Annotated in this window: 15 protein-coding genes and 1 pseudogene; 6 read left to right on the forward strand and 10 right to left on the reverse strand. The window is 49.8% G+C overall.

Annotation, left to right across the window (positions count from 1 at the left end):
• The first annotated feature begins 277 nt into the window (after positions 1 to 277).
• A complete protein-coding gene (locus L0156_22830) occupies positions 278 to 715 on the forward strand; it encodes a VOC family protein (protein MCI0605832.1) in 438 nt (145 codons plus the stop codon).
• Positions 716 to 914: 199 nt separating this feature from the next.
• Here the strand turns inward: L0156_22830 and L0156_22835 are convergent, their stop codons facing one another.
• On the reverse strand, positions 915 to 1,643 hold the full coding sequence (locus tag L0156_22835; protein MCI0605833.1) for a hypothetical protein: 729 nt from the start codon (positions 1,641 to 1,643) through the stop codon (positions 915 to 917).
• Positions 1,644 to 1,649: 6 nt separating this feature from the next.
• A complete protein-coding gene (locus L0156_22840; protein MCI0605834.1) occupies positions 1,650 to 1,997 on the reverse strand; it encodes a carboxymuconolactone decarboxylase family protein in 348 nt (115 codons plus the stop codon).
• Between the two features lie 90 nt (positions 1,998 to 2,087).
• On the opposite strand from L0156_22840, the gene L0156_22845 reads away from it, so the two are divergent.
• Entirely contained in the window at positions 2,088 to 2,771 is a 684-nt protein-coding gene (locus L0156_22845) for a uracil-DNA glycosylase (GenBank protein MCI0605835.1), read from the forward strand.
• Here L0156_22845 and xrtK read toward each other — a convergent pair.
• The 4 genes from xrtK to L0156_22865 form a co-directional block, all read right to left on the reverse strand.
• Positions 2,713 to 3,399: an exosortase K gene (gene xrtK, locus L0156_22850; GenBank protein ID MCI0605836.1), complete on the reverse strand. Its 687-nt coding sequence runs from the start codon at positions 3,397 to 3,399 to the stop codon at positions 2,713 to 2,715. The two genes, L0156_22845 and xrtK, sit on opposite strands and share 59 nt — an antisense overlap.
• Positions 3,383 to 5,371 (reverse strand): VWA domain-containing protein, encoded by a 1,989-nt coding sequence (locus tag L0156_22855; protein ID MCI0605837.1) that lies wholly within the window; start codon positions 5,369 to 5,371, stop codon positions 3,383 to 3,385. The genes xrtK and L0156_22855 overlap by 17 nt, the downstream gene beginning before the upstream one ends.
• A gap of 123 nt (positions 5,372 to 5,494) precedes the next feature.
• Positions 5,495 to 9,946, reverse strand: a complete 4,452-nt coding sequence (locus tag L0156_22860; GenBank protein MCI0605838.1) for a DEAD/DEAH box helicase — start codon at positions 9,944 to 9,946, stop codon at positions 5,495 to 5,497.
• A 117-nt stretch (positions 9,947 to 10,063) separates the two neighbouring features.
• On the reverse strand, positions 10,064 to 10,759 hold the full coding sequence (locus L0156_22865; GenBank protein MCI0605839.1) for a BON domain-containing protein: 696 nt from the start codon (positions 10,757 to 10,759) through the stop codon (positions 10,064 to 10,066).
• A gap of 139 nt (positions 10,760 to 10,898) precedes the next feature.
• Here L0156_22865 and L0156_22870 point away from each other — a divergent pair, with 139 nt between their 5' ends.
• The 3 genes from L0156_22870 to L0156_22880 all read left to right on the forward strand — a co-directional run bounded on the left by L0156_22870 (position 10,899) and on the right by L0156_22880 (position 12,981).
• A complete protein-coding gene (locus L0156_22870) occupies positions 10,899 to 11,249 on the forward strand; it encodes a hypothetical protein (protein ID MCI0605840.1) in 351 nt (116 codons plus the stop codon).
• Between the two features lie 63 nt (positions 11,250 to 11,312).
• Positions 11,313 to 11,840 (forward strand): ferritin-like domain-containing protein, encoded by a 528-nt coding sequence (locus tag L0156_22875; GenBank protein ID MCI0605841.1) that lies wholly within the window; start codon positions 11,313 to 11,315, stop codon positions 11,838 to 11,840.
• Positions 11,841 to 11,934: 94 nt separating this feature from the next.
• Complete coding sequence (locus tag L0156_22880; GenBank protein ID MCI0605842.1) at positions 11,935 to 12,981, forward strand: hypothetical protein; 1,047 nt, start codon at positions 11,935 to 11,937, stop codon at positions 12,979 to 12,981.
• Here L0156_22880 and L0156_22885 read toward each other — a convergent pair.
• The 3 genes from L0156_22885 to L0156_22895 form a co-directional block, all read right to left on the reverse strand.
• Entirely contained in the window at positions 12,978 to 14,357 is a 1,380-nt protein-coding gene (locus L0156_22885; GenBank protein MCI0605843.1) for a serine hydrolase, read from the reverse strand. The two genes, L0156_22880 and L0156_22885, sit on opposite strands and share 4 nt — an antisense overlap.
• Before the next feature lie 67 nt (positions 14,358 to 14,424).
• Positions 14,425 to 15,852 carry an ATP-binding protein gene (locus tag L0156_22890; GenBank protein ID MCI0605844.1) on the reverse strand — a complete coding sequence of 476 codons (1,428 nt, stop codon included), beginning with the start codon at positions 15,850 to 15,852 and terminating at the stop codon, positions 14,425 to 14,427.
• Positions 15,842 to 16,543: a response regulator transcription factor gene (locus tag L0156_22895; protein ID MCI0605845.1), complete on the reverse strand. Its 702-nt coding sequence runs from the start codon at positions 16,541 to 16,543 to the stop codon at positions 15,842 to 15,844. Before L0156_22895 ends, L0156_22890 begins: the two co-directional genes overlap by 11 nt.
• Positions 16,544 to 16,666: 123 nt before the next feature.
• On the opposite strand from L0156_22895, the gene L0156_22900 reads away from it, so the two are divergent.
• The gene (locus L0156_22900; protein MCI0605846.1) at positions 16,667 to 17,686 is read left to right on the forward strand and encodes a methyltransferase; all 1,020 of its coding nucleotides are present in this window, start codon (positions 16,667 to 16,669) and stop codon (positions 17,684 to 17,686) included.
• A gap of 210 nt (positions 17,687 to 17,896) precedes the next feature.
• On the opposite strand, the pseudogene L0156_22905 reads toward L0156_22900, so the two are convergent.
• Positions 17,897 to 18,274: pseudogene (locus tag L0156_22905) on the reverse strand (BrxA/BrxB family bacilliredoxin).
• Between the last annotated feature and the right edge of the window lie 187 nt (positions 18,275 to 18,461).

Below are 18,461 nucleotides of genomic sequence, written 5' to 3' on the forward strand. Positions count from 1 at the left end.
AAGGCGTTTGCGTTGCTCGAAAAGGCTTATCAGGAACGCGAATACGGTATGTCGGCCTTGAACACGGAGTGGTTCGACAATCTGCGTTCCGATCAGCGCTTTCAAGATTTCCGGCGGCGTGTCGGATTATAGCTATCCTGGAAGTTGAGAGGAACACTCTACTGTGATTCCGGTAGTGTAAAAATCCTTGTTTTCCCGCTAACCTGACCTTGTTATCTTCCTGGTGTCGTGTATATATTTGAAAAGTTAACTAACTGACGAAAAGGAGGAAACAGACATGGCTGTTAAGCCCATTCCTGAAGGTTATCGTACCGTTACACCATACTTAATCTCGCCGAGCGCTGCGAAAGTCCTCGATTTTGTGAAGGAAACATTTGACGCGAAGGAAACTGTTAGAATGCCCGGCCCCGATGGCTCCTCCATCGCACATGCTGAGTTCAGAATCGGCGACTCGATTGTAATGATCAGTGACGGTGGCAAGGAATATCCCCCCATGCCTACCACTCTTTATGTGTATGTAAGCGATGTGGATGCTACTTACAAGCGCGCTCTGAAGGCGGGCGCCACGTCCGTCAAAGAGCCGGCCGATCAGTTCTACGGTGACCGCAGCGCAAGCGTAAAGGATTCCGGTGGAAATATCTGGGGGATCGCTACCCACATTGAAGATGTAACGCCGGAAGAAATGGATCGCCGGATGAAGGCTCTCAAAAAATAGAGGCTCAGAAAAAAATAAAAGACTCGACTTCTGATGAACAAATCCTCATCGGTCGAGCGGGGCTTTGTGCGAGTTGCAAATACCTGAAGATCATTTCAAGCGAGCGGGGCAGCAAGTTTGTGATGTGCCTCTTGTCTAAGACAAATCCGGCTTTTCGCAAATATCCGCCTCTCCCTGTTCTCGCTTGTCGCGGCTACGTTCAGGCTAAGGCGCGCGAGGGTTCCAGCTGATTTTCCGAACAGAATTTCAAGAACCCGGCGTAAGTATCCACGAGCTTTGATTGCAGCGAATCATTTGAATTTGCGATTGCAGATTCACCGAGCGTGATCAGTCCTATTTGAAAAGGTTGTTCCGGGATGTAGGTCAGGAGTGTGTTTGCAATTGCTGATGCCTGATCCGCCTGATCTTCGATCAGCATCTCTACTACGAATTGCTGCTTGCAGGCTTCCTTTACTGCTTGCAGGTAGTGAGGAAGCATCTTATTTCCAACAAAAACCGGTTGATTCACAAAACCCGTTTGCGGCTCGAAATCAGGAGAGCAGAACTTGACGGCATCTATCCACGGCGATGCGGAGCCACCGTGCGATTTTTTTGGATGGGCGGCTACAAGAATGATCTGCGAACCGAGATCTCTTTCCTCTTCTTCAGAATGATCGTAAAAACGCCGAAAAAGACCTGGCAACCAGGTTTTAGAAATCTGATCGATGTCCCACCCACGTTCCAGTTTTGCGCTACCAAGTTCTTGCTTCATCGCCGTAGTCTGTCGAAAGCCGATTTTTACTGAACCGGCAAATGCAAAGAGGATCGAGGGTTTGACGTAATGAATTTTCTGCAGGCAATCTGCTTCCGCCGTTTCAAAAGTTACGCGGACGTCTGAAACAAGAATGCCGTCTCCATGGACGGGCGCAATTCCAATCGCCCAGCTCATTCGAGTTCACTCAGATACAAGCTGTTCCATTGTTTCGAATGCGCGCCGCATATGAGGAATCACGATGGAACCACCCACCACGAGCGCGACATTGAACACTTCGATCATTTCTGCCCGCGAGACTTTTTCCTCCGCGCAACGGACGATGTGATAACTGATGCAATCATCGCAACGCAGTACCATGCTTGCTACAAGGCCGAGCATCTCTTTTGTTTTCGCATCCAGCGCGCCATCTACATACGCCTGCGTATCCAGATTAAAGAATCTTTTGATACCAAGATGGTCCGCTCCCAGAATTTTTTCGTTCATCTTTTCACGGTACTTCCTGAATTGCTCCAATTCTTCTTTATTCATTCAACTCCTCCTTTTTTTACAGAAGAACGCAAAGATAGCAAAGGAAATCTAATCTTAGCGTCCTTTGCGAACTTCTGTTAAATATTACTTATGGACTCTTTGAAAAAACTAAACAGGGAGATTGTGCGGTGCAGGAAGTGTCCACGCCTGGTTGCGCACAGGGAATACGTTGCGGCGAATCCTCCGTTGCGTCATCGCGGCGAAAAATACTGGGCAAGACCAGTGCCTGGTTTCGGGGATCCGGAGGCCCGAATCTTTATTGTGGGGCTTGCCCCTGCCGCAAATGGAGGGAACAGGACCGGTCGTATTTTTACAGGAGACCGGAGCGGGGACTGGCTATACGCGGCGCTCTATGAAGTCGGCCTGGCCAATCAACCACATTCGGTTTCCAAAACAGATGGACTGGAAATTTTTCACACTTACATAGCAGCAGCGGTCCGGTGCGCGCCACCTGATAATAAACCTACGCTGCAGGAATTTGAGTTTTGTCACGATTACCTCGTTCGCGAGCATGCGCTATTAAAACAGGTCCGGGTGATGATTGCTCTGGGTTCCCTTGCGTATAATTCGGTTAAAAAGCTCTTGAAAAGAGAGGACGCTTCTAAAAGGTTCCGATTCCCGGCATTTGCGCACGGATTGAGAGTTTCGCTGCCTGACGGCTCCCTGATCCTTTGTTCCTATCATCCGAGTCAGCAAAATACCTTTACAGGAAGACTTACGCGCGAGATGTTTGTGCGTATTTTCCAGGAAGCGAAGCAAGCTGCAGGATTGTAATCAACAATAGCGGGATAATCATTACAAATAGCGCATGCTCCTGGAACCGCAAGCCCTGCTTCCATGCTCCGTTTAACACTGGAATTCCAAGCGCGCAAGCATAATAGATCAGAAGAGGAAAAAAGAATCGTTTGATTCTGAATCCTCTCTCGGTCAGCACGAAAAGAAGAAGTAGAAAACTGAAGTAAATCAGAATCCCTTCCATCCGGTGGAAAGTGGCGGAATTCAAACTTTGAAACGCCAGCGCAAGGGAGATTCGAACCGAATTTGCAACTAATGTTGCAATAAATGCAATTCCTGCCGCAACCGGCAATGACAGGATCTGAAATCTTTTTGTTGGAGAGGTCCAGATCCATTTCAGCGAAAGCATGACAAAGGCAGTCATCAGAAAATTCACGCCGGAACAGGAAGGCGCAATCAGAAAGTAATGCGCTTTGCTGATGTATCCGGATCCAGATTCAAATTCAAAGGATCCTCCGCTCATCCACTCCACTAATACGGTAGTAGGTGCGAGTATCCAGCGCAGATCTTCCGCGGACGCATGGGAATAATGCGACTTGATCAGGAAGGCCGCGAACAGAGCACAGGCGCACAACCCGGCCCTGTGCCACTCAAGCGTTCGGGACATAGCGAGCCCTGATTTTCCAGATAAGCAGAACGGAACAGAGTAGGATAGCCAGCAGCATAAGTTCCGGCTCACTTCCTGACATAACTGTGGTTCCTACCGCCAGGTCAGTCACTCCTTTAGGAAGAGGCACCGGTTGATCCACATCTCTGGCAGGTTCCTGAGTATTTCGTACGATCTCACGGACCGCGATGAAGGATGTGTACTGCGTCAATAGATTGTAGGTCAAACCCAGCGATGTAATCTTTGCGATTCGATCAGCTTCCGGTTGACTGGAACCATAATCAGAAAGTTCTGAAATGCGGGATCTTGCCCATAAATAACGCAGCGCACGATTGGCTTCCTGTGGTTTCACATTTGCCACGTTGAGATTTGTCTGGTAACCTCCGCGTCCCGTTTGGCCGGTTAGCTCAATGGACCCCGTGACTGACCCTCGCCATTTTCCAAATAGAAGAACCGGGCGATGCGCGAAGAGATCAGGCAGCTTCGGAGATTCAACATCATAAGTATGAAAATTGCTGATCCGGACTGTGATATCGGTGAGCACAGGGTTTTGAATGTATTCACGAAATTTTGCGGCCATCGCTTCAGCATCAGCGGGATCTGTTACGACAAATGTTTCTCCCTTGCCGGCTTTGGCTACGCCTTCAATCAGATAACGATTCACACTCGTTCCTATTCCGAACGCGAAGACATTGGATTGATCCAGATGATTACGAATGTAGTCGAATGTTTCCTTTTCCGCAGAAATGTACCCGTCTGTTACGAGCGCAATGATCCGTGCCACCGCCTTTTCGTTCGGGATGCTCATCGCGCGTTGCATGGCATCGAGAAGTTCTGTGCCTCCGCCGCCACGTTGAGAATCGATCAATTGAAGTGCCTGCCGGATATTTTCAGGACTCGCCGGCAGGGATTTCGCCGATAATGCTGCGGAGCTTCCGGCGAATAGCACCATATTGAATCGATCCGACGGTTGCAGCCCGCCAATCAAATCTCGCAGCAACTGTTTCGATGTTTCCAGGGGAAAACCGTTCATGGAACCGGAAATATCCACAACGAAAATGTATTCTCGTGCCGGATGATCCGTGACAGACACGCGCGCCGGCGGTTGCGCCATGTACAGGAAGAAGTTTTCATCCTTGCCTTGATAGAGCATCAGTCCGGAAGCGATTTGATTTCCAGTGAGGCGGTAACGCAGTATGAAATCGCGGTTGCCCTGAAAGTCATCCGGTTCATTCAACGCGAGTTCCGCCAGCATTGGATTCTTCCAGGTTGTGCTGATGCGATGTGAAGCGCACATCAAATCCTGAATCGGGACCCCCGAGGAAATCGTTGAACTCAGATGAAATGCGCTTTTCGGCGGAATTCTTTCGTGAAGATAAGGACTGTGTGTAAACTGATTCTCTTTCGGAGCAGCAGCTTCCGATTGTGACGAATAGCGTGGACCAACCACTGTGGGAAAAACAAGCTCGTAGACGCCATCGGTTGGAACCAGCAATTCCGTGTAGCGAAGCTCGATTTCAATCCTGTCGCCGGGAAGGATGTTTGCAACACTCATCGAAAACACGTTCGGTCTGTTTTGCTCAAGCAAGGAAGCGCTTTTTCCCGTCTGTTTTGCTTTCTCAAACTCCTTCTTTGCCTTTTCCTTTTCTTTGACTTTCGCAACGATCAATTGATCGCCGATGCGCATTCGCATTCCATAAACCGCTGATCTAGTGGACGCCGGGAAAATATATCGTGCGTTGATCGGACGTGATCCTTCATTCTCGTAAATCTGAAGAACCGAAACATCCGCGATGACTCCGGAAATTGCTATCTCCACGCGCGTTTCCTTCAGCGGCAATTGATCTACCGCCGGATCTCCTTCAACAAAAAAGTAGGGAGATAGAGTTTGATCCTTTTGATTTTCAGAGAAACTCACTGAAGAAAAGAATGTGATTGAGATCAGGAACAGGAAGAATTTCGACTTGTTCACTTCGGCCTCCACTCAGAATCAAGTGGAGCAAAGTAAATGCCAGGAAGAGTGCGGGGAGAGAATCGTTGGGGTTGTGTCAAACATCCCACAGCGTTGTGGCGCGGGCGACTCGCCCGCGAGAGTCTACTTCTTTTGCCAACCGCCGGCGTATGCTGTAAAACCTTCTCGCTGTAAAGCAGCGGCAAGTGGAGAATCGCCCGGCGATTTTCCATCGATCTCCGTTAGATATAGGGCGCGCCGTTTTCCGGATTCCACAAGACCGGCCAGGGCGCTCACGATCCCATCGATCACGATTTGATGTTCCGGATCTTCTGATTTCAAGAAAGTATAAAGGGTACGCTGTCCTCTACTCAGATACGCCGCAAGCTCACCGTTTACCAGGACCACGCGAGCGCCCGCGATACGGCCGGGAACGAAACTGTCCGGGCGTTGAGGCCATGGAAGTGATGCGCCGTAAGGATTCGCGGGATCCGTGGCAGCGAGGATCACATTCGATGACTCATCGGATATTTCTCGGAGCGAACGCAAGCGATCCAGGGCTCCCGGCAAAGCGAATTGGGCTGCGCCGCGCCCTGCGATGAAATAACCGCGTCTGACTCTGCCGGCTTCTTCCATAGCTTTTAACACCGGATAAACGGCAGAGAAGCCGCCGGCCATTTTTTCCGCTGCAATGGCCTCACGCGTCACAACACCCAGTCTGTTCAAAAGCTGTTGTGCGGTTCCGCTCACGCGCTGCGTTGGTGTCGCCGAACCAAGAAGCTTTGAAAGCAAAGACCACCTTCCAGTTCCTTCCAGCGGCACTCCGGAGCGAGAAGGGATTCCCAATATATGCGTGCGACGCGCTCTTTTTTTCGATCGCAACAACGCGCGAAGTGGCATCAAAGTATCGTTTGTGACTTCACCCGCCCAGACAAGTTCCCAGAGAGCCGCAAGCACTTCCTGCTTGAACCCACCCGTTACGCCATGAATCTGCGGAAAGAAAGATGCTCCCGCAGAAGAAAGGAATTCTTTGATCTTCAAATGCAGTTCGCCCATCTGGATTTTTGTTTCCGGGGGCCTTAGCAGCTGAGCAGCATTTTCAGCAAGATACAAAGCGATCCGCCCATCCGTTTTACCGAGCGCTTCTACTCCGGACCACAGAACGAGTCCGGATGACATCAATCTGTCCAGCTCGGCCGGTTCATACTCCGGGAATCGTGACGGGAGAATCTGTGTTTCCAAAACTGAAGCGGGAATCGGATAACCTTGCAGTTGCTCGATCACTTCAAGCCACGCATCGGTGCCTGCGCGCGGCAAATCCACTCCGTGCCATTGAGGTAAGAAACGCCCGTACACAGCGGGTTCCACTGGTTCGACTTCGCGGCGCAATTTCGCAAGGGACTTCTGGCGAATGCGCCGGAATACTGTGGCATCGCACCATTCGCGATGCTGAACTGCTCGCGTGAAATCGCCTTGCAGTATCCGCTCCTCCTTTTCGAGACGCGTGAGTGCTTCTTGCGCATTGGAAACATCCATTCCCATTCTGCCGGCCATCTCTTCCGCGCTGAAGGGAGCATGAGTTCTTGCGTAACGCGAAACGAGATCTCCCAGTGGATCGGCCACGACTGCTCGAAACGCTGCCGGCACCTCAGCGGGAATCGGAATCCCAAGCCCATCCCGGTATCGCCCTGCGTCTTCTGCCGCAATCCATCGCGATTCTTCCGCAAGATTCACTTGCAATATCCTACGCTCGCGCGACAGCTCATTCAGCCAATTCTCTACGGTATGTAGCGCGGACGTCCCGTCTGCGCATCCTGCAGGCGGGACGCCCGCACTACTTTGTTTAGAAGCTTCGGACGACCGCGCTTTGATTTCGCCTGTTGTTAAATCACCGATGCGGAGCAGCAGATCGTGGAGAGCATCTTTGCTTCTGATCAAATAGGGAGCGTCGAGATGCTGGAGCTGCATCTCCATCTTTTCGATGACATCGGGATCGAGCAATTCACGCAGCTCTGATTCACCGAGCAGCTCTCGCAGCTGAACAGGATCGATGGCAAGCGCCTGCGCTCTGCGTTCCGCCAGAGGGGCGTCCCCTTCATAAATGAAGTTGCCTATGTAACCGAACATCAAGGAAGAGGCAAAAGGCGAAGGAGAAGTGGTGTTAATGGTCACGACGCGAATGCTGCGGCTACGGATCCCGCGTAACAATTCGAGGAAGCCGGGCATATCGAATACATCCTGCAAAACTTCCCGGTACGTTTCGAGCAAAATCGGAAACGATGGAAATTTGGAAGTGATTTGCAACAAATCAAAGGCACGCTTTCGTTGTTGCCACAGCGGCGTTCGCTGGCCAGGGTATCTTCTCGGCAAAAGCAGCGCCCGGGCTGCTGCTTCGCGAAAACGAGAGGAAAAAAGCGCAGAAGAGCTGAGATGATTCATCACTAGATGTTCTGCTTCTTCCGGATCGGGAAGGAAAAACTCAATCGGAGGCGGTTCATCCGTTTCCGGAAGACGAATCACGATTCCATCATCGCTCCAGAGTGTTTCCACATGCAGTTCCCATTTATCGCGAATCATCGCTTCGATCGCGTGCGTCCAGGGCGCGTGAACACGCGCGCCGAACGTGGAAAGAATGCAGATACGCCAATCTCCCAGATCATCCACGTAACGCTCGATCACAATCGTCTGGTCATCCGGAATCGTCTCCGTCTTTTCCTTTTGCTCCTGCAGATAAGCCAGTAGATTTTTTGCCGCCCAATCATCGAGCTTGTGTTCCTGCATTAGAAGTTGTTCGGCATCCTTTGGGTTCATCTCCTGGAGTTTTCGCATCAAGCTGCCGATGGCACGCCCGAATTCCACAGGACGTCCCGCGCCTTCCCCTTTCCAGAAAGGCATTTTTGCCGGAATCCCAGGAGCGGGAGAAACAAGCACGCGATCGTGAGTGATTTCTTCCACGCGCCAGGAAGTGGTGCCCAGCAAAAACGTTTCCCCAATGCGCGTTTCAAATACCATTTCTTCATCCAATTCACCCACTCGACCTTTTCCCGGTTCTGCTCCGATCAAAAAAACGTGAAAGAGCCCGCGATCCGGAATCGTTCCTCCGTTCACAATTGCGGTTCGCCTCGCGCCTTCCCGCGCCTGAAGCTTTCCTGAAATGCGGTCCCAGACAATGCGCGGGCGCAACTCCGCGAATTCATCGGAAGGATAACGGCCGGAAAGCATATCCAGTACGTTTTCCAGCATTCCTCGCGTAATTTTCTGAAACGGCGCGGCGCCGTTTAAAACTTTCTCCAGATCATCGAGTTTCCACGAATCCATCGAAACCATAGCCACGATTTGTTGGGCAAGCACATCAAGCGGATTGCGAAGATAGTGCGTTTCTTCAACTTTGCCTTCCAGCATGTGATCGGTTAGAGCGGCACACGCAACCAGGTCTCCGCGATATTTTGGGAAGACGATTCCTTTGCTGGGAACATCGAGCTGATGTCCTGCACGGCCGATTCGTTGCAGCGCGCTCGCAACTCCCGGAGGCGACTCAACCTGCAATACAAGATCGATGGCTCCCATATCGATTCCAAGTTCCAGAGAAGAAGTTGCAACAATTGCCGGAAGATTTCCCGTTTTTAAGTCCTCTTCGATTTGCAAACGCTGATCGTGTGAAACGGAACCGTGATGAGCGCGCACCAGATCTGTTTCGGCCAGCTCATTGAGCGCGGCTGCCAGACGTTCGGCGAGCCGCCTGTTGTTCACAAAAATCAGCGTGGTTCGATGGGTGCGAATCAAATGCAAGATCTGCGCATGCAATGCCGGCCAGATGCTGAATCGCGAGGGTCCTGTGATCACTTCTCCCAGGCGGCTCATATCTTCGAGTGGCGCGATGACCTGTAAATCCAGCTGTTTGGTTGAGCCTGCATTCACAATGCTCACCGGTCGCGGATGATCACTTTCGTATCCACCTAAAAAATTCGCTGCTTCCTGCAACGGTCGCACCGTTGCGGATAAACCGATACGCTGAAAAGGTTGCTCCGTAAGCTGATTCAGTCTTTCCAGTGACACGGCAAGATGGGCGCCTCGCTTGGTTCCCACCATTGCGTGAATTTCATCGACAATCACCCAGCGAATGCTTCGCAAATTTTCGCGCGCATTGCTGGTCAGCAATAAATAAAGTGACTCGGGGGTCGTTATCAGAATATCGGATGGATTGCGCAGGAAATGCGCGCGTTCTTTTGAGGACGTATCGCCGGTGCGAATCGCAACAAGTGGAATCACCAGTGAAGTATCGTTTTCAGCTGCGGATGTGATTCCGGCAATCGGCAGACGCAGGTTTCTTTCCACATCGACCGCTAGAGCTTTTAGGGGCGAAATATAGAGCACGCGGCAACGTTTGTTTTTTTCCGGCAATGGTGAAAACATGATGTGATGAATTGCGCATAAAAAGGCCGCAAGAGTTTTTCCGGAGCCGGTCGGCGCAATCATCAGTGTGTGCTCTCCCTTTTCGATTAGCGGCCAGCCCGATTCTTGCGCTTTTGTGGGTGCAGAAAATACCGATCGGAACCACTTTTGAATGTTAGGATGAAACAGTTCGAGCGCAGACATGGAATCAATTTTAACCGCCAAGGCGCCAAGTTCGCCAAGTTATTGAAAAAGAGTATTTGGCTCTTGGCGACTTGGTCTCTTGGCGGTTTTCACGCAATTGAATTTCACATGTACAAATTAACGATCGTCATCATCATCTACGCGGCTTTCCCCTTCTCCTACTTCACGACCTTCTTTATCTCGATCTTGACTTGGTTTGACCTTGTAAACACGTTTCTGATCACGCAACTGGATGTTCGATTCAATGCTCACAACACCAGGAACGGATTGCGCCAGAGCCACAATGCGGTCTGCGTGCGCTTCACTTAACGCAGTGCCGGTTAGCGTGACAATTCCATCTTCGGTGTCTACCTTGATCATGGATTGTCCCATGATTCCTTCCGATTCAAGCGCTTCTTCCACAGCGGCGCGAAGAGAAGCATCCGTGACCACCACGGTGGTGCTCGTAAACGTCGTTCCTTCATCCGTTTCGATGGCCATCGGCAAGTTGTTCATCGTATCGTCATCGCGTGTAATTTCGACTGGTTCCTCCAGGACCGTCAGATTCGATCCGATCACTCGGACTCCATCCACCGATCGAACAAGTTCAATGATCCGGTCCATATCTGCTTGTGAAGAAACAGTGCCTCTTAAAAAAGCAGTGTTTGTGGTTTCATCCACCACAACCACTACTGCGTTAGGGATTCCAATTAGTCTTTGTTCGATTTGCATTGCCAGGGTGTTCTCCCCATGCTCTTTCTTCGATCCAGCCATGAGCAAAACTGGAGCAGCAAGGATGAGCGATAGAATTGCCAATTTCGTTAAAATTTTCATCGTATAAAAACCTCCTTGTACAGAATAATCTCGACCCTGCTGATTCTGATTGTCATCGCAGATCGGTCCTTTCTTCGTCGTCCACAGGTTGACACTTCGATCTTCCTTGGCCGTTAATATAGTGGCGGGAAGTAACGGAATGTTTGAGCATAAACGGCAAAAGATCTTGCCGATTCACCGATTTATCCGGCGGTTGGCGGCGTGGTTCAGTTTGGCATCGATGATTGTCGCATTCGCGCTTGGAATCGGCACAATGGGATACCATCATATTGCAGGGCTAAACTGGGTGGACGCACTCTATAACGCTGCGATGATTTTGACGGGAATGGGTCCGGTTAATGAGATGACCACCACACACGCCAAGCTATTCTCCGCCGCATACGCTCTTTTTAGCGGCGTGGTTTTCCTGTCTGCAATGGGAATCGTCTTGTCGCCGATATTTCATCGAATCATGCACAAAATCCACTTCGATGATACCGGGAGTGTATGAAATCGCTCTGTTCAGACACTGAAAGTTCTATAATATATTTAGATATTTCAGAAATTACAGATTATGGCGAGCGAACTCAGTTGCTTCATTCGTCTACTGCAGAAAGCATATTCGGGAGAGCTTGCTGCAGCTCTGGCCTATCGTGGACATTGGAAGTCCACCTCAGAGGAAGCGGATCGTGCCAGAATTCAACAGATTGAGGAGGAGGAATGGAATCACCGCGAAAAGGTTCGGAGAATGTTGTCAATTCTCGGTTCAAAGCCTGATCTGATTCGGGAAACGCGCTCTTATCTTGTGGGACGCGTGTTGGGATTTCTTTGTGCAGTAGCTGGTTCGTTTGTTCCCATGTACGCAGCCGGGCGGCTGGAAAGTCGCAACATTGTGGAATACGAAAACGCAGCTCAATTTGCCTGTGATAGCGGACATCCTGAATTGCTGGAATGCCTGTTAACGATGGCTGAAATGGAATGGGAGCACGAACACTATTTCCGTGAAAAAGTTCTTCAATATAAGATGCCGCGATACTTAAGTCTCTGGCCGTCCCCTCCGCCCAAAAAGAGTATCCGTTCCCGTTACCCCACACCAGGATAAACCGGATTTAATATCTCCTGAGTCACTTGATGATTCTCCTAACCTTTGAGACAATTGGGGATCAAAGAACGAGAGGGGCTGGCAATATCTCAAAATGGAACCGGAAGTTCTTAAGAAGAAGTCTCTCATCCGAAGTCTGCTCAAGAAGGATCCGGACAAATCAGTTGTAGAAGAACTGGGAAAACTTCTGGTAGGCTATCCGGATTTAAAGGTCCCGCTCAAAGATCTTGCCTCAGCAACCGCAAGATTAAAAGTAGAACTGCGGAAAAATTTTGGAAAAGAGCTGACCAAGTTCTACCGCAAATTCCTTGAAAAATGTCTGGAGGATCAGGTCCTGAGTCCTGCAGATTGGAAAGCTCTCCACCAGCTCAAGACTCTGTTCGGTTTCACCAACGCGCAAGTCGAACGTATTCACAATCAGATGGTGATGCGTCATTACAGTAAAACTGTTGACCAGGCCATTGCAGATAAGAAATTGAATCCCAGGGAACGCACGTTCCTGAAAACGATGCAGCAAAACCTCAAATTGCATCCGCAGGTTGCTGAAAAAATTTACAGAGATAAGGCCTCAGAAATGGTTCAGCGAACATTTATCACCGCGCTCTCGGACGAGCGATTATCACCGAAAGAGGAAGAGGAACTGGAATCTCTCGCTCATCACCTGGGTGTGCGCATTGACTACGATCAAAAGACAAAAAACATTCTGGATCGCTACCGTCTTTTCTGGCTGATTGAAAATGGAGATATACCCACAATTGAGCCGGCGCTAAAACTGGGTCGTAATGAAAAATGTTATTTCACAGCAGATGCAAACTGGTGTGAGCTGCATTCGATCACAAAAAGCGCGCGCTATGGATCCACAGCGCAGGCGTCGGAGGAAGGGGATCAGGTACAGCGACAAATATTCCAGGAATTGAACGTAAAAGATTCGGGCCGTATTTATTTGACTAACAAGCGAATCCTGTTTTCCGGCGAAAAAAGGCAGCGTAGCATTCCTCATTTCAGAATCAAAGATTTTGTCCCGATGGAGAATGGAGTTCAAATTCACCGCAAATCGGGCGTCAATCCTTTCCTGCAATTTGAGCTGGGTGTGGATGTGTTTTCTTTGATCCTTGCCCGGCATCTTCGCGACCTGCATTAAGTTTGTTCCTTTAAAATCTTTGCGATTTGTGAGCGTACGGCCGGTGCTTTCACTGCAGGATCTGTTGTTGCAACGATCGTTGTGATTCCGTCCACCGGCGAGCGGGAATAGACAAAATAGTGGAAGCCGTCGGAACCTGCCAGCTCGAGTTCTTCATCCGGCCGAAAGATCACCAGCTCGGAATCCTTTGGCAACAACTTGCCGCTGATCGCAGCTTCATAAAATCGAAACATGTCCGTTAACGGAGAAAGAGTTCCGCCGTTCCCTCTCAGGTTCCAATAAGGACCATCGGTCGCATGTGGAAAATCCAATGTGGAACCGCGATCCTTTCCTTCACCGTAAGTGTGCGCGATCTGTCCGGGTTTCCATTTAGGTAAAACATATCCAGTCTGTGCCATTCCAACCGGATCAAAAATATTTGCCTTCAGATACTGCTCGAATGAAAGACCACTCACGTTCTGTATAATGGCGGCCAGGAGACTGTATCCCGGATTTGAATAACTTTCCTTTTTCCCCGGTTCGCATAGCAGTGTTGTCGAAAAAATGCGTTTCAAAAAATCTTCCTTTGCAATAACTTCATCATCCGGACCGGAATACGCGGGAAAGCCGGCAGTGTGAATCAGGAGCTGTTGAATAGTAATCCCGGCTTTGTCTGCAGGAACATTTGGAAAATATTTTGTGATCGGATCCTGTAATTTGATTTTTCCGGAGGCAACCAGCTGAAAGATTGCCGTATGCGTAAAATCTTTTGTGGCAGCGGCGACGTCAAACGCGGTGTCCTCATTAATTGGAATCCTTGCTTCACGATTGGCTAATCCATAGCCTTTATGGAAAATAATCTGACCGTTTTGCGCAACCAGAACTGCGCCGTTCAAACCGCGGGGTACGAGCCCCGACAGCAGCTCATCGAGTCGCTTTTGAGTCGCGGGAACATCGAGAGTTGCGAAAGGTGTTTTTTGTTGTTTGGGACCACCTGCTGAATCCAACGGTCGAATACCGATGTCAGTAAGTGCAAAGGGGTCACTCGTTGACGTCTTGATCATCACACGTAAGGACTTTTGTGATTTTTTCGATTTTGCTATAACGCTCAACTCATGTGGTTCTGAATTTGCGACTTCGATGATTTCGAGTCCGCCCGTTCGCTCGCGCAGTTGCCGGAACACGTCCCTGTGCTCTTCCTCCGAAAATTGCTCCAAAAAGGAAGGATCGAAGCTTCGTATAAAGGCGAGAACCCTGGCTTCGTCTTCCGTGTCAATGATTGAGAGCATCTCGCTTAATTTCTTTCCGGCAGGCGTATCCGGAATGATTGAGTTATCCGCATCGGCGGTAAAAAAGCAAAAACAGAACAGCAAAATGAGCGTGAAGATTACTTTCAACGATATACTCCTTTCAAACGAATGCAATCGTTATCCTGGATAACAATAAAGAATGGTTATGAAGTTTTTATGAAGGCGTGATACGAATTAAGAATTCCAGGGGGAGTGTGAAAGTAATGGTTGTTCCCTCTCCCACTTTACTTTCAATACTGACTCTTCCACCGTGGGCTTGAACGAGCTGCTGCACAATCGCGAGTCCCAACCCTGCCCCTCCGGTTTTCCGTGTGCGTGAACGATCGGATCGAAAGAATCGCTCAAAGACGTAAGGGAGATCTTCCGGGGAGATACCCTCGCCGCTATCACGAATCGAAATTTGCAAATCTCTCTCAACTTTTTCTGCAGCGATAATAATTCGGCTGTTAGAAGAGGAATGCGCAATTGCGTTGTTCAGCAAATTCCGAAGAGTCTGGCCAATCCGTTTTGGGTCGGCGTAAATCAAAGGTAGATCGTCCGGTATTTTTGTGATCACCACAAGTTTTTTCCCTATCAATAGATGCTGTGTAGCTGTCACAGCGCTTTCAATTTCCCGGCGGATGCTTATTTCCTCGGGCGATAACTTAAGCTTCCCGGCATCAGCAAGCGCTAGATCCTGAAGGTCATCAATCAAGGCGTTCAGCAACATAGCTTCCTCATGCAATGAATGAATGGTTACAGCATCAGGGCGGATCAACCCATCCTGCACTGCTTCCAGCTGGCACCGGATGTTCGTTAGCGGTGTCCTTAACTCATGCGCAATATCGCTTACCATGTTTCGCCGGAGTTGCTCCAGGCGCTCCAAACTCTCAGCCATTGAATTGAAGGCGTGGGCAAGTTCGCCGGTCTCATCTTTAGATTGCACCGGAACACGTTGCCGAAGATCCCCCATTTCTAACGAACGAGCCGCTATGGTCAACCTTTCGATGGGGGAGAGCAGTTTCCTGGAGAAAGCTAGAGTGGCAATCAACGCGAGCAACCCTGCGGTGATCACCGAAAGAAGAACTCCACGTGTCACGGAAAGTGTAAATTGATCAGTTTCGATTCCAAAGTTCAGTTCTGTTTCGAACAAGGTTCCAATGGATTCGCGATTCTTATCAAAAAGGAGCTGCCTTGGCATGTTATTTAATGCGAGCTCGTTGACGGATACTTCCCGGCCCTGTTCCTTTTTGATCTCAAACGTAATCGTTCCCTTTGAATCGAGACGGAAACTGGATCTCACCAGGTCTCTGGGCCATGCCGCAATTACTCTTGCCGCAGTATCGATCAAGATCAGACGCTTTCCTGCGGCACTTCCAGACCGTTCCAGAATTTGCTCCACACCACTCCAATTCATTTGACGGTCGTAGTGTGCTTGGAGTGTTTGAGCGATTGAAATTAGATTCGTCTTTCTGCCTGTGTTTACATATCGCTGGAATTCACGATTGCTGACGCGAGTGGAAAGTATTCCCACGGTGCCGACGGCGATCACAACGATTGCGATGCTGGCAAGCGCGAATCGAAAACGAAGGCTATGGAACATTCGATCCTGCTGAAAACTTATAGCCCAGGCCGAATACCGTAACGATCCGTGAGGGCTGGCTCCGATCGGACTCAATTTTCTTTCGTAAATTCATGATGTGCGCGTCGACCGTTCGATCCAGGCCCTCAAAGTCGGAATCAAAGGCTCGCTCCAAAAGCTCTTGTCGAGAAAATACGCGCTCCGGTGCTCTGCTAAAAATCTCCAATAGTCTGAACTCCGTTGGCGTTAAGGGAACCAGCGAACCGCGCACGCGAACTTCATGGCGTTCAAAGTCGATATGCAAATCACCGCAATCAAATTGTTTTTGTTCTTTTTCGCCCGATTTTCGTGTGCGACGCAGCACGGCTTTTACGCGCGCAATCAGCTCACGCGGACTGAAAGGTTTCGTAACGTAGTCGTCCGCTCCTGACTGCAGGCCGCGAAGCTTATCTTCTTCTTCGGTCCGCGCAGTCAACAGGATGACCGGCACTTCCGAGAATTGTCTGAGCTGATGGCATAGGGTCAATCCATCCACTTTCGGCAGCATTAAATCGAGAATGAGAAGATCGGGTGATTGTAAGTGAACTGCTTGTAACGCTTCCGCGCCGTCCATTGCGATGGAGGCTAAGAAACCAGCATTCTCCAGATACAACCGGATCGTTGCCGCGGTTTTTTCATCGTCCTCAACAATCAGAATGCTGGCGGGTTTCATAAAGATTGCATTCTAGCATTAACCGAAAAGTTGTGAAGATTTCATGAAGCAAACAAATTGACAACTGCTCTGCGAGTGCCCATAATTACAAATTCCCAAACGCTTTGAACCTGGAGTTTTGATATGTCCAATCCCTCTCAGATGCAACCAACCCCTGCCGACATCGTAATGCAATTGAGTACCGGATACATGGCGTCATCTTGTCTGCATGCCGTGACCCGCTTAAGGATTGCTGACCTGTTGCGGAATGGTCCGAAAGCTGTCGGTGAACTTGCCAAAGCAGCGTCTGTCAACGAAGACATTCTCTATCGTGTGTTGCGAGCGCTCGCGAGTGTTGGGGTTTTTATAGAATCGGAACCTCGAACTTTCGCAAATACTCCGCCATCCGAATTTCTCCGGACGGACGTACCGGATTCAGTTGCGGCAATGGTTTTGTGGATGAGCGACCATCTGCACTTCGATGTTTATCGTGACATGATGCGGACACTTAGTGATGGGAAACCGGCCATTGAACACGTTTTCAAAAAGCCGGCATTTGACGTGATCTTCTCAAATCAGGAGATCGCTCAGTCTTTCAATAATGCTATGACTACGTTTAGCGAGATGGTGATCCCTGCAGTGTTGGAAAGTTACGATTTCAGCGGCATTGGAACACTTGCAGATATCGCCGGTGGGCATGGATTCGTGCTCACAGCGATCTTAAAAAAATACCCGCAGATGAAAGGCATACTTTTTGATTTGGACCACGTTGTTGCAGGCGGGCGACAGCGAATCGATGATATGGGACTCGCCTCCCGGACTGAGCTTGTGGCCGGTGATTTCTTCAAGAGCGTTCCACCAGCAGATTCTTATGTGATGAAACATATCATTCATGACTGGGATGATGAGAAGGCTGTAACGATTCTGAAGAATTGCGCGATGCACTTAAAACCAGGCGGCAAAGTGATCCTGATCGAAGCGGTACTGAGCGCGGGAAATGAACCGAACCTTGGCAAGTGGATCGATATTGAGATGTTCATGATGCCGGGTGGCCGGGAACGCACGGAAACTGAATTCCGCGATTTGTTCAACAAAGGGGGATTGCAGCTCACGCGCGTTGTTCCGACCAAATCCCCTTTATGGGTTGTGGAGGCTCAGAAGTAAAAAATTTTACCGCAGAGAACGCCGAGGACGCAGAGATTAAAATTTTTCTTTACTCGGCGGCCTCAGCGTCCTCTGCGGTGAGTCTTAACGAAAGCGGGGAATTGTGGAACCGCAGGCCACTGCGTGCGAGATTTTGCCGTATTCGTCGGGTGAAATGGATGGACCTTGTTTTGCGCAGTGTTGATCAAATACACGCGCAAGTTCGCCGGCGATTTGTTCAGGTCCGCGTCCCTCAATCATGCGTCTTTCCATCATATAGACGACTTTGCCGTCTTTGAAAAGCGCCATGGAAGGGGAGGACGGTGGATATTCTTTCAGATGAACGTTGCGCAACTGATCGACTGCGTCGCGGTCCTGACCCGCAAAGACGGTGGCCATGCGATCAGGAATGATTTTGTGCTGCAATGCAGCGCCCACTCCAGGGCGCGCGCTTCCGGCGGCGCATCCGCAAACGGAATTGACCACCACCAAAACAGTGCCTTTGGTTTCTTGCACGATACGATCGACTTCTTCCGGAGTCTTCGCTTCTTCAAAACCATACGCGATCAGCTCGTCACGCATCGGTTGAACAGCATCTTCGTCGTACATCGGTATTCTCGTCACAATTTTTTCAAACATGGATAAAACCCTCCTAGGGTCGTTACTTAGTAAAAGAACACACAATCTAATATAAGCTCGTTCCCATTGTCAAATCACGTAAACAAAGTAGCGCGGACGTCTCGTCTGCAGAGCTTGCGCCGGCGGGACGCCCGCGCTACTACGTACTTAGTAAAAG

It is taken from the genome of bacterium (assembly GCA_022616075.1).
Classification (GTDB): domain Bacteria; phylum Acidobacteriota; class HRBIN11; order JAKEFK01; family JAKEFK01; genus JAKEFK01.

Excerpts from the sequence above, each read along its gene's own strand:
- L0156_22865 (MCI0605839.1), bottom strand. The coding sequence starts at position 10,759 with ATGAAAATTTTAACGAAATTGGCAATTCTATCGCTCATCCTTGCTGCT.
- xrtK (MCI0605836.1), bottom strand. The coding sequence starts at position 3,399 with ATGTCCCGAACGCTTGAGTGGCACAGGGCCGGGTTGTGCGCCTGTGCT.
- L0156_22835 (MCI0605833.1), bottom strand. The coding sequence starts at position 1,643 with ATGAGCTGGGCGATTGGAATTGCGCCCGTCCATGGAGACGGCATTCTT.
- L0156_22860 (MCI0605838.1), bottom strand. The coding sequence starts at position 9,946 with ATGTCTGCGCTCGAACTGTTTCATCCTAACATTCAAAAGTGGTTCCGA.
- L0156_22845 (MCI0605835.1), top strand. The coding sequence starts at position 2,088 with ATGGACTCTTTGAAAAAACTAAACAGGGAGATTGTGCGGTGCAGGAAG.
- L0156_22880 (MCI0605842.1), top strand. The coding sequence starts at position 11,935 with ATGGAACCGGAAGTTCTTAAGAAGAAGTCTCTCATCCGAAGTCTGCTC.
- L0156_22840 (MCI0605834.1), bottom strand. The coding sequence starts at position 1,997 with ATGAATAAAGAAGAATTGGAGCAATTCAGGAAGTACCGTGAAAAGATG.
- L0156_22830 (MCI0605832.1), top strand. The coding sequence starts at position 278 with ATGGCTGTTAAGCCCATTCCTGAAGGTTATCGTACCGTTACACCATAC.
- L0156_22900 (MCI0605846.1), top strand. The coding sequence starts at position 16,667 with ATGTCCAATCCCTCTCAGATGCAACCAACCCCTGCCGACATCGTAATG.
- L0156_22870 (MCI0605840.1), top strand. The coding sequence starts at position 10,899 with ATGTTTGAGCATAAACGGCAAAAGATCTTGCCGATTCACCGATTTATC.
- L0156_22895 (MCI0605845.1), bottom strand. The coding sequence starts at position 16,543 with ATGAAACCCGCCAGCATTCTGATTGTTGAGGACGATGAAAAAACCGCG.
- L0156_22875 (MCI0605841.1), top strand. The coding sequence starts at position 11,313 with ATGGCGAGCGAACTCAGTTGCTTCATTCGTCTACTGCAGAAAGCATAT.
- L0156_22890 (MCI0605844.1), bottom strand. The coding sequence starts at position 15,852 with ATGTTCCATAGCCTTCGTTTTCGATTCGCGCTTGCCAGCATCGCAATC.